Origin of the sequence: Streptomyces sp. NPDC012827 (assembly GCF_042900905.1) — a bacterium.
Classification (GTDB): domain Bacteria; phylum Actinomycetota; class Actinomycetes; order Streptomycetales; family Streptomycetaceae; genus Streptomyces; species Streptomyces gulbargensis.
Map to the genome: position 1 here is coordinate 398,700 of NZ_JBIBBY010000002.1, position 13,220 is coordinate 411,919.

Below are 13,220 nucleotides of genomic sequence, written 5' to 3' on the forward strand. Positions count from 1 at the left end.
GGCGAGGACAAAGGGGGCTCCTGTTCCAGGCGGCGGACGGGCGGGCCGACTGCACGGCCCTGACGTGCGGGTGACCACGCCGCATGCGGAACGATACGGCAGACAACGGACGGGCGGCGCCCCGCGCGGACCCCCCGAAGCCGTGGGGCCACCCTCCTCGCAACCGAAGAAACCGCAGGTCACGACCCTGCCGACCGTCAGGCGAGTCCCCGGTCGGGCAGCCCGGCGACTCGCCGGGCACTGCGGTCCGATACCGGCCCGAGCCCTCTCCGACACACCCCGGACACAAAGGCCCCGGGCTGCCCGCCCGCGGAACTGCTCCGGCAGCACGCATGCATGACCGTTCCGCCCCCCACGTCGTGGCCCTAGTCTCGTTGAGTGGACGCGATAGCGGTTGAACTCCTCATGGCCCTCGCCGGTGGTACCGCCGGGGCCGCCGGACAGGGCGCGTGGCAGTCGCTGTGCGCACTGGTGCGGCGGCGGCCCGCCGGGAGCGGTGACGGGGACGGGTACGAGGACGGACAGGGCGCGGCCGGGCAGCGGGAGCTGGAGGAGCTGCGGGCCGCACCCGGCGACACCGCGAGGGCACGTGCGCTCGCGGAGGCGCTGACGGTACGGGTGGGGCAGGACGCGGAATTCGGCCGGGAGCTGGAAGGCTGGCTGAGCCGACATGGGGGAGGCGGCGTGCACATGGGGATCTACGGCGGCACCCAGGGGACCGTGGTGCAGTCCCAGCACATCGGGACGCTGAACCTCGGCGGGTCCCAGCGGCCGGCGGCGGAGGACAGGCCCTGACGGAGAGGAGCGGGAGTGCTCCGTGGCAGGCCGCCCCGTGGGGTGCGCCAAGGGGTGTACGGGGGGCGGCAGGAGACGGTCGTCCAGGCCGGGGTGATCGAGCGGCTGACCCTCTACGTGCGGGTCGGCGCGCCGGGGCTGCTTGCGGCGTTCGGGGCCGTACTGCTGCTGTCAGGGCCCGGGGCGCAGCTCTCCCCCGGGTGGGGGATCGGCCCGGTGGCGGCGGGGTGGCTCTGCCTGGGGGCCGCTCCGGTCCTGGCGGCGGGGACGTGGGCGTGGCGCGCGCTGAGGCGGCGCAGGGAGGCGGTCTGGGAGTCGGCGCGGGTGCTGGACCGTGCGGCGGCCGCTGTCGCGGAGGCGCTGCTGCGGCGGTACGAGCATGACGAACGGCTGCGGCAGGCCGGCGACCCGCGGATGCTCGACGTGCTGTGGCGGGGGCCGGGGGACGAGGCGGGAACGCACGGGGGGTCCGTCGTCGACGCGTTCGAGGATCCCGGGGCGGTGCCCGACCGGAGACTGGTCGTCCTCGGAGCCGCCGGGGCCGGGAAGTCCGTGCTCGCCCTGCGACTCGCCCGGGACCTGCTGCGACGCGGCGCCGCGCGCGGTGAGGCCGTGCCCGTACCCGTCGTGGTGCCGCTGGCTGCCTGGAACACCCGGCAAGGGCTCGAGAGCTGGGCGGCCGGGCAGCTCGCCGCCGACCACCCGGAGGCGTGCACGCCGGTGCCGGGGGTGCCGCCGGAACGGGTGGCCGCGCATCTCGTGGACACCGAGCGGGTGCTGCTCGTCCTCGACGGCTTCGACGAACTGCCGCAGGCCGCCCGGAAAGCGGCCTTCGACGACCTGCTCGCTCTGCCCGCGTCACGGCCCTTCGTGCTGACCAGCCGCCCCGAGGAGTACGCGGAACAGATACCCGTCGACTCCGACTTCCTGCGCACGGAGATCAGGCTGGAACCGCTGTCCGCGCGGGCGATCGGCGACTACCTGAGCGCGGGCGGACGCAGGGCACGCTGGCGGAACGTGGTCGGCCGGCTGATCGAGGCCGAGGTCGAGGCAGACCGCTCGTCCGAGGGGCGGATGCTGTTACGGGCCCTGGACGTACCGCTGATGGTGGGGCTCGCACGGGCCGCGTACGGCGGTCACGGCGCGGACCGGCACCCGGACGAACTGATCGAACCCGGTCGGTTCGGCGCCGCGGAGGAGCTGCGGGGCCATTTGTACGCCGCCTACCTCGACGCCGTCTACAGCGCCTCGCGGTCCCGGCGGGAACTGCACGGCGGCAGTTCGTCGGAGGAGGCCCGCAAGTGGGCCGGATTCCTGGCGGCGCGGATGCGGGCGGCGGGGCGGACGCAGTTCGCCTGGTGGCACCTCGACCGGGAGGTGCCGTGGTGGGTGCGGACGCTCGGGCTCGTGCCCGCGGTCGTGGGGATCGGGGCCGTACTGGGTCTCGCGGGCTTCGGGGAGCCGTGGTGGCGGAGCGGGGTCGATGTGTCGCTGCTCGGCGGTTATGCCGTCGTGGCAGCGCTTGCCCTGGGCTCCGCCGGGGTGGCGGGGGCCCAGGGGCGGGACCGGTGGCTGACGCCGCCGTACCTGCTGGCCGGGCTGTCCGTCCGTCGGCTGCGTGCGGCGTTCCGGAAGCGGGCGACCTGGTGGGGGTGGGGGCTGGTCGGTGGTGTGCTGCTCGCGGGCTGGTGGGCGGTTCTGAGAGGTGGCTCCGCATCCTCTGTGCTGGTCATGGCGCTCCTGAGCGCGGGCGCGCTGCTGGCGGAGGCGAGGCGGCTGACCGGTGCCGTGTGGCGGCCCGCCGATACGGCCCTGGCCGGGTCACCGGCCGGGCTGCTGCGGGCCGACCGGCGCGGCGTACTCGTCATGGGGATGTTCGCCCCGCTGCGGCACGAGTTGATTGGCGGGGCGTACCTGTTGGTGCTGCCCGCGCCGATGCTGCTGTGGTGGCAGTTGCACGGAGTCGGGCGGCACCACGTCTCCGTACGGGACTGGGTCGTCGTCGTGGGCGGGTCGCTGTTGAGCACGCTGCTGTACAACGTCGCGGTCTCCGCCTGGGGCCGGTACACGGTGGCGCGGCTCGCGCTCGCGGCGGCCGGGAAGGTGCCGTGGCGGTTCATGGAGTTCCTGCACGACGCTCACCGGCGCGGGGTGCTGCGGCAGTCCGGGGGGTTCTACGAGTTCCGGCACATCGAGCTGCGGGACCGGCTCGCCGAGGACGCCTCCGCGGGGGACACCGGCCGTGACGGCGGCCGTGGCGGGCGGCGTGGAAGCGTGGCGGACGGGCGGCGCGCGAGGGTTCTCTCCGGCGTGCTCTCGGTGTGGGAGGTGGGGGCGCTGCTGGTGGGCAGCAGTGTGGTGGGGATGACCCCCGCGCTGCCGGTGCGGACGCTGCCCGAGGCGTGCGCGCTGCTCGGCGCGCGGGAGTTGCGGCAGCTCACGTCCGACGGCGTCGAGCACGGGTACGACGCTCTCCTGGGGACGGCATGCGCGGCCGCCGAGCAGTCGCCCTTCGCCCCGGAGGTACGGATCCGCATCACGACCGCGCTGTACGGGTCGGACCAGAGGCGCAACGGCGTCCAGTCGGCCGCGTACGTCCTCGACGCCGTCGCACGCGATGCACGGCGAAGCGGGGACGCCGAGGTGCGGAGGCTGGACGGCCTCGGAGACGAGGCGTACGCCGTCATGGAACGGAAGCACTACCTTCAGCTGTCGGAGTTCATGGAGGTGGCGCCGCCACGGGCCAGGCTGCTCGCGCGCTACGGCAATGCCACGATCACCGTCGAGTACGCGGAGGAGTTCGCGACCGAGAAGCGCACCGCAGCGGTCGCCGAGATCCTGTTCCGCAAGGCGCTGCGCGCGGCGGGACCGCAGTGGATCACGGACGCGGCGGGCGCCGACGGACTCCTGTCCGACCTGCCGAAGACCCGGATCCCGGACCGAACCCCGCACCGCTTCGCCTCCTACCACCGTGAGTGGCAGGAGTCGGTCCACGGTGCGACCTGGAAGGGCCGGGAGCGTTCGTACTTGTGGCTGCAGCCGGGATTCCCGTTCGCCTTCCGGGCACCGAAGTGGATCGTGTGTACCTATGCGGCCGGTTCGGCCGACGTCAAGACCGACGGGCTCACCGTGCGCGCCTGCGGGCCCCGGGAGGAGAGCGAAACGCTCGGCGTCACCCCGCCCGACCTCCGCATCGACCTCGCTCTGCTCTCCTGCGGCCCGTCCTGCGACCGTGAGGAGGCCGGAGTCGTGCTGCGGAGCGGGCGCGAGAGCCGTTCGCGGGGGCTCGACCGGAAGCAGACCGACGGCTCGTCGTGGTACGCCGTACGCGAGGATGCGGGCAAGGACGGCCGCCGCTACGAGATGCTGCTGTGGCGGCACTTCGGCTACCAGGACGACGGAGGGAAGCGGCACGCCTTCCTGCTGTGGGCCGCCGTGGAAACCGCCGAGAAGGAGAAGGAACTGGCGCAGAAGATCGTCAACGACATCTTCACCCAGACCGGCGGAAACAGGAAGGGGCCCGCGGTTTGATCACGGCCGCGGCCACGGCCGCGATCAGGGCCGGTCCTCCCACGCGCCGTGACGGATCGGAGTCGTACCGCACGGGGCTGGTCGACGCACTCGCCGTGGAGGGAAACGGAAACGGTGCGCCGCGTGGCCCGGTGCCGAAGCCGTCGTCACGCGTGGGAGCTAGCCTGCCTCGCGTCGAGCCGCACCCGTGCCAGAGGCGGACGCTTGCCCGTCCTCGTCGAGCAGGAAGGCGTCGATCTCCCCGAAGTCGGGCGCCTGGAAGGGCTGTGTGGTGGGATGCGGTGCTGCTGCGGCGGCGCCGCGGGACGCCTCTTCCGGCGCGGAGAACGGCGAGGTCAGGTCGATGAGAGGGGGCCTCTTCCTTGTGGGTCCGCGAACGGATCTGGTGTGCCGTGACCGGGCACGGTGGTCCTACAGCTTGCTCATCTTGGCGTACGGACTGGGGATCCGCTCTCGCGCCGAGCCGAAATCCACGACCGCCGCGATCCCTTCCTCGATGCCGATGACCCGGCCGAGGCCGTGCACGTCGTGGGTGACCTGGTCGCCCACGGCGAACTGCTTGGGAGGCGGCGTGACCGGGGCTTTGAAGGGGCTGGTGGGCAGGATGCGCTTCGGTGCACTTGGCTTAGTCATTGCTTCCAGTATGCGCCCCACGTCGATGCGCTGCGCCGTTCACGTCCGCAGCGTGCGGGAGCCGAGAAGGGTCCCGCCGAGAGGCACCGACCCCAGGTCGGGAGACACCCCCTGGTCCTTGCCAGGCAGCCAGGACCGGAATCGTGATGCGACTGTGAACAGGCCATGTGCGACGAGGTGGGCCGCTGGTAGCCAACTCGGGCCGGTTCCTGGCATGTGCGCATGGTTGCCGGAGAAGCTCAGCGGTCCGTCTCGGGACGGGATGCGGTGGCCCGGGACGGCGCCGAAGTGACCTGTCCCGCTTCCCCGCCGGCGGGAGAAGGAGGGGAGTCCGTGGTGGAGCGGGCGGCCGATCTGGTGGAGCCGATCAAGCCGAGGCTGCGTGGCTGGCTTCACGCCGGCATGGTTCCCGCGTCGCTGGCAGCGGGCATCGTTCTCCTCTGCCTGGCAGGGACACCGCAGGCCGTGTGGGCCTGCGCGGTGTACTCCGTGGCGGCCTGGCTGCTGTTCGGGACGAGTGCCGTCTACCACCTCGGCACCTGGGGACCCCTGGGTGAGGCTGTTCTGCGCCGCCTCGACCACGCCAACATCTTCCTGATCATCGCCGGCACATGCACCCCACTCGCCGTGATTCTGCTCTCCCGCGACAAGTGGTCCTTCCTGCTGTGGATCGTGTGGGCGGGTGCTGTGGTCGGCATCGCCTTTCGCGTCCTGTGGGTGGGAGCTCCCCGCTGGCTCTACACCCCCTGCTACCTGGCCCTGGGTTGGGCACCCGTGCGGTACCTGCCCGACTTCCTGCACAGCGGCGGGGTGGCCGTGGTCTCCCTGATCGTGACCGGCGGGCTTCTCTACAGCGTGGGCGCGGTCGTGTACGCCCTCCAGCGCCCCAACCCCTCGCCCCGCTGGTTCGGCTTCCACGAGGTCTTCCACGCACTGACCGTCGCGGCCTTCACAGCTCACTACATCGCGATCTTCCTCGCCGCCTACTGACCACGACGAGCGGGCGTCATGGTTGAGTGATCCGAGGTCCTCGCGGCATGAGCCACCCGCGGCTACCGGGCTGCGCAGGAGCAGGAAGACGGAACTCGTCAGTGCTCCGCGCGGTCAGGGCGTACTGCACCGACCGGGCCACTCGCGGTGCCGGCGTGGCGGCGAACCTCGTGCGAGCAACTGCTCGTGATCGATCCTCCGTCGAGCCCGCGGTGGCGCATCGCGTGTTCGGCTTCGTCGTGGTCGGGGGCGAGGCGAACGGCCCTCGGTCGCCGGGGCGCGCCCTGGCCGTCACGGCCAGGGCCACCCCGACCGTCATGTCATGGCTTCTGCGCAGATGGGGATGTCCCGATCGGGTGGTTCTCAGGCCGTCGCCGCGGCGAGGGCGGGCCGACGGGCGCCGGCGCGCCGGGCGGCCGAGGCGGGGCCGCGGCGGCCGCGGGAGGAGGATGTGCTGCGCTTGGGGCGCTCGGACGCCGGTGCCGTGATGGTGACCGGGATGCCGGAGGGGGCTTGGGCGCCGGTGATCCGGCTCAGCTCTGCCTCACCCGAGCGGATCTGGCTGGTCTCGGGCACGATGCCTGCGTCCTGCATGAGACGGTTCATGCCGCGGCGCTGCTGGGGTGTGACGAGGGTGACGACGCTGCCGGACTCGCCGGCCCGGGCGGTACGGCCGCCGCGGTGGAGGTAGTCCTTGTGATCGGTCGGCGGATCCACGTTGACCACGAGGTCGAGGTTGTCGACGTGGATTCCGCGCGCCGCCACGTTCGTGGCGACCAGAACGGTGACGTGTCCGGTCTTGAACCAGGCCAGGGTGCGGGCGCGCTGCGGCTGCGTCTTCCCGCCGTGCAGGGCGGCGGCCCGCACGCCGCTGCGGAGGAGGTCCTCGGTGAGGCGGTCCACGGCGTGCTTGGTGTCCAGGAACATGATGACCCGGCCGTCGCGCGCCGCGATCTCGGTCGTCAGCCGGTGCTTGTCGGTGCCCTGCACGTGAAGGACGTGGTGCTCCATGGTCGTGACCGCGCCCTGGGAGGGGTCGACGGAGTGGACGACGGGGTCGGTGAGGTAACGGCGGACCAGGAGGTCGACGTTGCGGTCCAGGGTCGCGGAGAACAGCATCCGCTGGCCCTCGGGACGGACCTGGTTCAGCAGTGCGGTGACCTGCGGCATGAAGCCCATGTCGGCCATCTGGTCGGCCTCGTCCAGCACGGTGATCGCGACCTGGTTCAGCCGGCAGTCGCCGCGCTCGATGAGGTCCTTCAGGCGGCCGGGGGTGGCCACGACGACTTCGACGCCGCTCCGCAGCGCGTTCGCCTGCCGGCCGATCGGCATGCCGCCGACGACGGTGGCCACGCGCAGCTTCACGGCGCGGGCGTAGGGGGTGAGGGCGTCCGTGACCTGCTGGGCGAGCTCCCGGGTGGGGACCAGGACCAGGGCGAGCGGCTGACGGGGCTCGGCGACCTGTCCGGCGGTGCGGGCGAGGAGGGGCAGGCCGAAGGCGAGGGTCTTGCCGGAGCCCGTACGACCACGCCCCAGAACGTCACGGCCCGCCAGGGAGTTCGGCAGCGTCGCCCCCTGGATCGGGAACGGGACGGACACGCCCTGCGCGGTGAGCGCGGCCTGCAGGGCCTTCGGCAGGTCGAGATCGGCGAACGCCTCGACGGCGGGCAGCGCCGGAGTGATCGTCTTCGGCAGGGCGAACTCGCCCTGCACCGGGGCGGGCCGTCGGCCCTGACCTCCCGAGCGGCGGGGAGCACCCGAACGGCTCGGGGCGGACGGCACACCGAAGCGACCGCCCCGGGGCGAGCCGGAGGAGGAGCCGAAAGCGGGAGCGCTGGTGCGGCGGGTGCGGGAAGAGCGGCTGTTCGTACGTGTGGGGTTCATTCAGAACCTTCCTTGATACGGCACGCATCAAGGAGGTCCGCAGCGGGAGAGCAGCATGCGGAATCACAGGTACGGACCGGATGGAATTCGAGAAGCGAATGCGGACGTGGCGCACGGATAATCCGTGGCGGCACGAACGGAAAGAGAATGCGCGCGGAAGGGAATCCGGGGCGTCGAAGGGTACGGCTCCGAGGGGGGCGCGTACCCTGAAGTGGTGTTCCGGCAGGGCACATCACTGCGGAAATGCATGCAGCTGGGGCCCGCACCCCGAGGGATGCGGGCCCCAGCTGCAAGACGTCGGTGTCAGACGGTGACGATGTTCTCGGCCGTCGGGCCCTTCTGGCCCTGCGCGATGTCGAAGGTGACCTTCTGGCCTTCCTGCAGCTCGCGGAAGCCCTGGGCGGCGATGTTCGAGAAGTGGGCGAACACGTCAGCGCCGCCACCGTCCTGCTCGATGAAGCCGAAACCCTTTTCCGCGTTGAACCACTTCACGGTGCCAGCAGCCATGTCATATCTCCTTGGGGCAGTACACCGGCCATCCGTACCGTACGGATGCCGTGTCGCCGCGATGATGCCCTGCCCGGAAGATACCGGAAATGTAAAGCACTTCCGAGCGGCACATGGCCGACGGGAGCGCTCGAAGTTTTTTGGGTACCAAAACTGCAACTAGGACAGACAGTAGCACGTCCCCGTGGTCTTCGTGCGTCGAATACTTCCCCTTGGGTGTCGCCGGCAAATACTCTCTCCGCGATGGTCGTCAAAAACTCAGACCGCGAGCACAGGTATTCATGCGAATGCGGTGTTTCGGAGAAGAGGGCCGGCAGGCCGGACGGTGACGGGCCGCTGCCCCGGACCGCGTTCCGTCGGCCGGAAGTGGTGTGCGTCGTGGCGAAGTGGCGCACCATGATGAGACAGGCTTGGACGACGAAGAAGGCCCAGGTCGCTGACCTGGGCCTTCTTGGAAGAGCGGATGACGGGAATCGAACCCGCGCTATAAGCTTGGGAATCACCGTCGCCTTGAGAGGTGATGTGGCACCTGACCTGCGGATATGCCAGTCGCCGCAGGTGTTTCGGAAGTCATCTGAGAACCCCTGTTGACCGCTGTTCACCGCTCCGAAGGGCACGGCTGGGGCACGGTGCCGCGGCGATAGGCGCGAGGCGAAGCGTGTGCGTGTGGATGGGCGGCACAGGGCGGACACAGCCCGCTCGTCGAGGTGAACCCACCCCGCCGTGTCTCTCTCCAGGACGGTGCGATCAACTCGGCACGCTGTCGAAGGCGAACAGACCTGCGCTCTCGGGAGTAGTGCCGTCGCTGAGCGTGCCGAAGCTGAGGATGTTGCCGTACGAGTTGTGCTTCAGGGGCATCAGGAACGTCCGGGTGATCGAGTTGTCCCCTTGGCGCCAGACGCGGCCCTGACGGTCCTGCTGCCACGGATTGGCCGTAGGTTCGCGGTGCTTGCACAACTTCGCGATGAGAGACTCGTTCTCCAGGCACTCGCCGGTGGCCACGCTCTTGATGCCGTTGCCGTTCGCGGTGCTCTTCCAGTGCTGGCTGGCGTCTTCCTTGTCGCAGGGGACAAGCGTCCAAGCCAGTTCCTTCTTCGTGGAGGACACGCAGAGCATCGTCCCGTCGAACGCGGTCTTGAGCTGGAACACGGTGCCGGCGGCGGGGATGTCTGCCCGGGCGGGGACGGCTGCGACCGCGACGAGCGCGGCGGTGGCAGCAGCGGACAGGACCCAGCGCGGCGCAACAGGCTTCCGGACGGTCAAGACTGCCTCATTCCTTGATCAGTTTGCACAGTTCGCCTCATCAACGTGCGTACCGTCGGATAGGACACGTCTGATACCCCCTCGCCATGCCGGCCCTGGGGCTGATGAGGGCAACGCGGGAAAACGAGCAGGAGTTGCCCCACCGGCGGTGACACCGCGGAGAGGTGGCCGCGCCCGACGCGAGCGCGGGGCCCGCTGTGAAGCAGGGAGGCGTAACCGGGTGGGTGGGAGAAACGTTAGGGCAAGCATGAAGATCACCAAGGCGCGAGCCGCCATTGTCATCGCCTCTGCCGGTGTTGCCGCACTTCTCGCTTCGCCCTCGGCCTGGGCCGCCGATGACTCTGGCACGGCGAACCCTGTCCCCGCGAAGCCCAAGGCCAATGGGGACCTCATCGCCGAGATCGGAGAACTCGAACTCGACCTCGCGGCACTGATCCCAAGCTTCAGCCCCAAGTCCTGATTCGCCCAACCGCATCTGAACGGGAGCCTCCTGCCGACCTGCACCGTCGCCGACAGAGCCTCCGACTCTCCAGCGGTCTCACCGTCGTCGAGGCCCCCTGAAAGCACAGTGCCCCGCTGTGGATATCGCTGTCGGCCGCCTCGGTGAAAGTGCCGAGCCCAGGTGAAAACGGCATTCTGAAACCCCAGACCCCCTGCCCCGGCGACGCCGGGGCAGGGGGGCTTCTCACGGCCTGATCGCTCGCTGCCTGGGAGCCGACGGGTCAGGAGCAGAGCTTCACTGCGGTCTCGCGGAAGTTCTCAGCCCGATAGACGGCGCCGAACCCATCCGATTCGAGGCACATGTCATCGACCTTCACCTCGTTGAGCGCAACGACCGCGGTGGCGCCGGGGGCGAGGTCGCCCAGCGCGCAGACCATCGCACCCCACCGGTCCACTGCGCAGCGGGAGTCGCTGGTCACGTCCGCCTCGACGTTCATGCCCATGCCGCTGAGTTCGACCACCACCGACCTTGCGGGCATGTTGCCGTTGTTCGTCACCGTCACCGCGTACGGGTCACGGCCCAGCTTCCCCTGCAGACGCGGACCATCGGCGACGGGTTCGGTCAGCGAGACGGTGCGCGTCATCGTGCCGCCGGCGTCCAGGTTGGAAGTTCCGCCGCTGCCGTCGCTCTGGAACGCCCGCGCGTCCACCAACGCGACGAGAGTGTAGGTGCCCGGGCCCGCGTACAGCACGCTCTGGCCGAGGTCGCCCTCGCTCACCACGTCCTCACCTTTGAGCAACCGCCAGCTTCCGCTGACCCTGCATGCGTCGTACCGGCTCATGCCCCAGCCCGAGTAGCAGTCGGCCGAGCCGCGGACCGTGACGTTGGTGCCGTCGGTGTCCACGCACAGCCGGACATCGGCCTTCTTCCCTGGCTGCCGGCTGTCCCAGAAGGTGTCCGTATCCGTACACGTCGTCTCCTGCGCCGCCTGGGGCGCAGCAGCAGAGCTCACTGGCGCGATGCCCGCGAGCGCCATCACCGTCACGCCCGCCGCAAGCCCTGCCCTGGCCCGGATCATCTTCTTCACAAGCCCGCCTCTACCTTGTCAAAAGTGACGATTCTTTATGATCAACGGTTCGTGCATTCGCAGGTCACGGATCTTCGGACGTCGCTTCACCCGGTGAGTCGTCGGTGCTGAGGAGACGGGTGGCGATGGCCGTGAAGGGGACGAGGCAGTAGGCCACTCGCCCCGTTGGCCGGGCGCTGAAGACCACGGCCAACGGGGCATGAGCGGCAGGGCTGCCCGGGGAAGCCGCAAGGCCCCAGCCGTCGCCGGTGCGGATCAGGTCGGGCATCCACGCTCACGTACGGGAGGGGAAGTACACCCGTACGCGTGTGTCCGTGGCCGGCCCCGGACCGGCTCCTGACTGCTCTCGCTCCAGGCTCCTAGAGCACGCACGCCCGTCGGGGGTCCTACTCGGCGGGGACCTTGGCAGCCACGTTGATCGTGACTTTCCAGTCGAGGACGGGGTCCGGGCACGCTGCAGTGGCGCCCTCGCTCGCGACGCACGTGGCTGGAGCAGTGATGTCGGCGGTGGCTGCTTCCGCCGCGCCTGTGACGCGGAAATTCCCCGGGTTTTCAGCGATCGGTGCGACGGCAGCTTCGTCGGAGGAGGCCGGGTCGCCAAACGTATACGTCAGCCCATCCTCAGTGGTGTACGCGTCGAGTCGCACGACCACGAGTTCACCGTCGCGGACATCCTTGGACGTCCCATTGTCTGCCACCCCGAGCGGGATGCTATCCGCCGGGACCGCAGCAGAGGCAGAGACCCCCGTCAGTGCCATGCCCAGGGCGAGCGGAACGATCAGATACCTGAGTGCCTTCACAACCTTCTCCTTTGAATATTGAATCTCACGGCGTCCCACACCCCCGGCACACGCCAAGATCGGAACGTACAACCAGATCTGCACCGGCAGTCGGAGGCCAGCCCGCTCCAACGTCCGAAGTGCCTTCCTGGGTGATCAAGTTCGAATGATCTCTTCGGCCAGAAGGGTGGGTCATCGGACTGGAATCCCAGTGCGCCAGGCCATCACCCCTGCGTCATGTCATGGCCGCATGAGGAACGGTTGGAAGGCAGATTCCGGAATGCGCCGGTACGTGCCGCAGTCCGCGACGGAGGTCGTCGACCTCTGCGCTGGTTCTCACAATCGACCCTTTACCGGAGCAAGATCGGAAGGTCGGGAGCGGCCCGGACCCCGGTTTCACTGTCAGAACTCGTTCTCACTCAAAGGTGGAACGGGAATGGTTTGTGACGCGATCCGAGATCATGACGGACCCTCAAACCGCACAGGCGAGCGACGCGGACGATGTCGAGCGCCGCCCCTACCCGCGCTGTCACGCACAGCCAGGCTCACCCTGCCGCTCGCGCTCCGCAGCGGTCGCCGGGACTTATCACACCAGCCAATGGCGTGTCGGTCGTCTGCTGTCGCACCGCCCCTGCAGGCGGGGGCGCCAGACCTCGCGGCCCTCATGCTGCCGACGGTGTACTCGCAGCTCGGCAGGCGGCGCATCTCGTTCCGGCCGATACTTGATCGCGTGGACGGATCACCAGCAGGCAGGTCGAAGCGGCTCGGCAGCCGTGAATCGGTCGTGGTTCGGTCGTTCGCCGAGGGTGACTCCGTTGCGCACCTGACGCGTCTGCTTCACCGCGCCTACTCCGCTCATGCTGCCGAAGGCCGAGTCTTCTTTGCCTCGTATCAGTCGGTGGAGGACACGGCCTACAGGTTGGGCATGGGCGAGTGCTGGTTGGCTCTGCGAGCGGGTGAATTGGTGGGCACCGTGACGGTGGCGGTTCCGTATGAGGCCCCTGACGGGTACCCCGCTCCAGCGGGATCGGGGTCGTTCTGGCAGCTGGCGGTGGACCCTTCGTATCGAGGGACGGGACTGGGGCAGCGGCTGCTGGCCTTGGCGGAGGAACGTATCGCCGAGCTCGGATCCGCGCAGGTGGTGATCGACACGTCGGCCCAAGCGGTTGACCTGGTCGGCTGGTATCGCAGGCGCGGCTACGTGCCGGTCGGGTCCTGGTCGTGGGGCGTGACGAACTACGAGAGTGTTGTGCTCCTGAAGGAGCTGACGCCGGGCGGACACGACCGGTAATCGAGGTTGCCGGTGCCG

11 protein-coding genes are annotated in these 13,220 nt (G+C 69.8%); 5 read left to right on the forward strand and 6 right to left on the reverse strand.

The window, feature by feature from the left end:
- The first annotated feature begins 378 nt into the window (after positions 1-378).
- Together ACFY60_RS05240 and ACFY60_RS05245 are read left to right on the forward strand one after the other, a co-directional pair.
- Positions 379-795, forward strand: a complete 417-nt coding sequence (locus tag ACFY60_RS05240; RefSeq protein WP_388609629.1) for a hypothetical protein — start codon at positions 379-381, stop codon at positions 793-795.
- Positions 796-810: 15 nt separating this feature from the next.
- The gene (locus tag ACFY60_RS05245) at positions 811-4,326 is read left to right on the forward strand and encodes an NACHT domain-containing protein (protein WP_388609627.1); all 3,516 of its coding nucleotides are present in this window, start codon (positions 811-813) and stop codon (positions 4,324-4,326) included.
- Between the two features lie 411 nt (positions 4,327-4,737).
- Here ACFY60_RS05245 and ACFY60_RS05250 read toward each other — a convergent pair whose 3' ends face one another.
- Positions 4,738-4,959 (reverse strand): hypothetical protein, encoded by a 222-nt coding sequence (locus tag ACFY60_RS05250; protein WP_388609624.1) that lies wholly within the window; start codon positions 4,957-4,959, stop codon positions 4,738-4,740.
- Positions 4,960-5,295: 336 nt separating this feature from the next.
- Between ACFY60_RS05250 and ACFY60_RS05255 the strand changes: the two genes are divergently transcribed.
- Positions 5,296-5,949 carry a hemolysin III family protein gene (locus tag ACFY60_RS05255; RefSeq protein WP_388610204.1) on the forward strand — a complete coding sequence of 218 codons (654 nt, stop codon included), beginning with the start codon at positions 5,296-5,298 and terminating at the stop codon, positions 5,947-5,949.
- Between the two features lie 363 nt (positions 5,950-6,312).
- On the opposite strand, the gene ACFY60_RS05260 is transcribed toward ACFY60_RS05255, so the two are convergent.
- From ACFY60_RS05260 to ACFY60_RS05270, 3 genes are all read right to left on the reverse strand, one after another.
- Complete coding sequence (locus ACFY60_RS05260) at positions 6,313-7,833, reverse strand: DEAD/DEAH box helicase (RefSeq protein WP_388609623.1); 1,521 nt, start codon at positions 7,831-7,833, stop codon at positions 6,313-6,315.
- 303 nt (positions 7,834-8,136) lie between these two features.
- Positions 8,137-8,340 carry a cold-shock protein gene (locus ACFY60_RS05265; protein WP_200430022.1) on the reverse strand — a complete coding sequence of 68 codons (204 nt, stop codon included), beginning with the start codon at positions 8,338-8,340 and terminating at the stop codon, positions 8,137-8,139.
- A 747-nt stretch (positions 8,341-9,087) separates the two neighbouring features.
- Positions 9,088-9,603, reverse strand: coding sequence for a hypothetical protein (locus tag ACFY60_RS05270; RefSeq protein ID WP_388609621.1), 516 nt, complete (start codon positions 9,601-9,603; stop codon positions 9,088-9,090).
- Positions 9,604-9,850: 247 nt separating this feature from the next.
- Here ACFY60_RS05270 and ACFY60_RS05275 point away from each other — a divergent pair, with 247 nt between their 5' ends.
- Positions 9,851-10,063, forward strand: coding sequence for a hypothetical protein (locus ACFY60_RS05275; RefSeq protein ID WP_388609619.1), 213 nt, complete (start codon positions 9,851-9,853; stop codon positions 10,061-10,063).
- 262 nt (positions 10,064-10,325) lie between these two features.
- Here ACFY60_RS05275 and ACFY60_RS05280 read toward each other — a convergent pair whose 3' ends face one another.
- Complete coding sequence (locus ACFY60_RS05280; RefSeq protein WP_388609617.1) at positions 10,326-11,132, reverse strand: hypothetical protein; 807 nt, start codon at positions 11,130-11,132, stop codon at positions 10,326-10,328.
- Positions 11,133-11,518: 386 nt separating this feature from the next.
- Positions 11,519-11,932, reverse strand: coding sequence for a hypothetical protein (locus tag ACFY60_RS05285; protein WP_388609615.1), 414 nt, complete (start codon positions 11,930-11,932; stop codon positions 11,519-11,521).
- Positions 11,933-12,587: 655 nt separating this feature from the next.
- Here ACFY60_RS05285 and ACFY60_RS05290 point away from each other — a divergent pair.
- Positions 12,588-13,202 (forward strand): GNAT family N-acetyltransferase, encoded by a 615-nt coding sequence (locus ACFY60_RS05290; RefSeq protein WP_388609613.1) that lies wholly within the window; start codon positions 12,588-12,590, stop codon positions 13,200-13,202.
- Positions 13,203-13,220 lie beyond the last annotated feature (18 nt).

Coding starts and splice junctions, on each gene's coding strand:
- ACFY60_RS05265 (WP_200430022.1), bottom strand. CDS start 8,340: ATGGCTGCTGGCACCGTGAAGTGGTTCAACGCGGAAAAGGGTTTCGGC.
- ACFY60_RS05250 (WP_388609624.1), bottom strand. CDS start 4,959: ATGACTAAGCCAAGTGCACCGAAGCGCATCCTGCCCACCAGCCCCTTC.
- ACFY60_RS05275 (WP_388609619.1), top strand. CDS start 9,851: ATGAAGATCACCAAGGCGCGAGCCGCCATTGTCATCGCCTCTGCCGGT.
- ACFY60_RS05260 (WP_388609623.1), bottom strand. CDS start 7,833: ATGAACCCCACACGTACGAACAGCCGCTCTTCCCGCACCCGCCGCACC.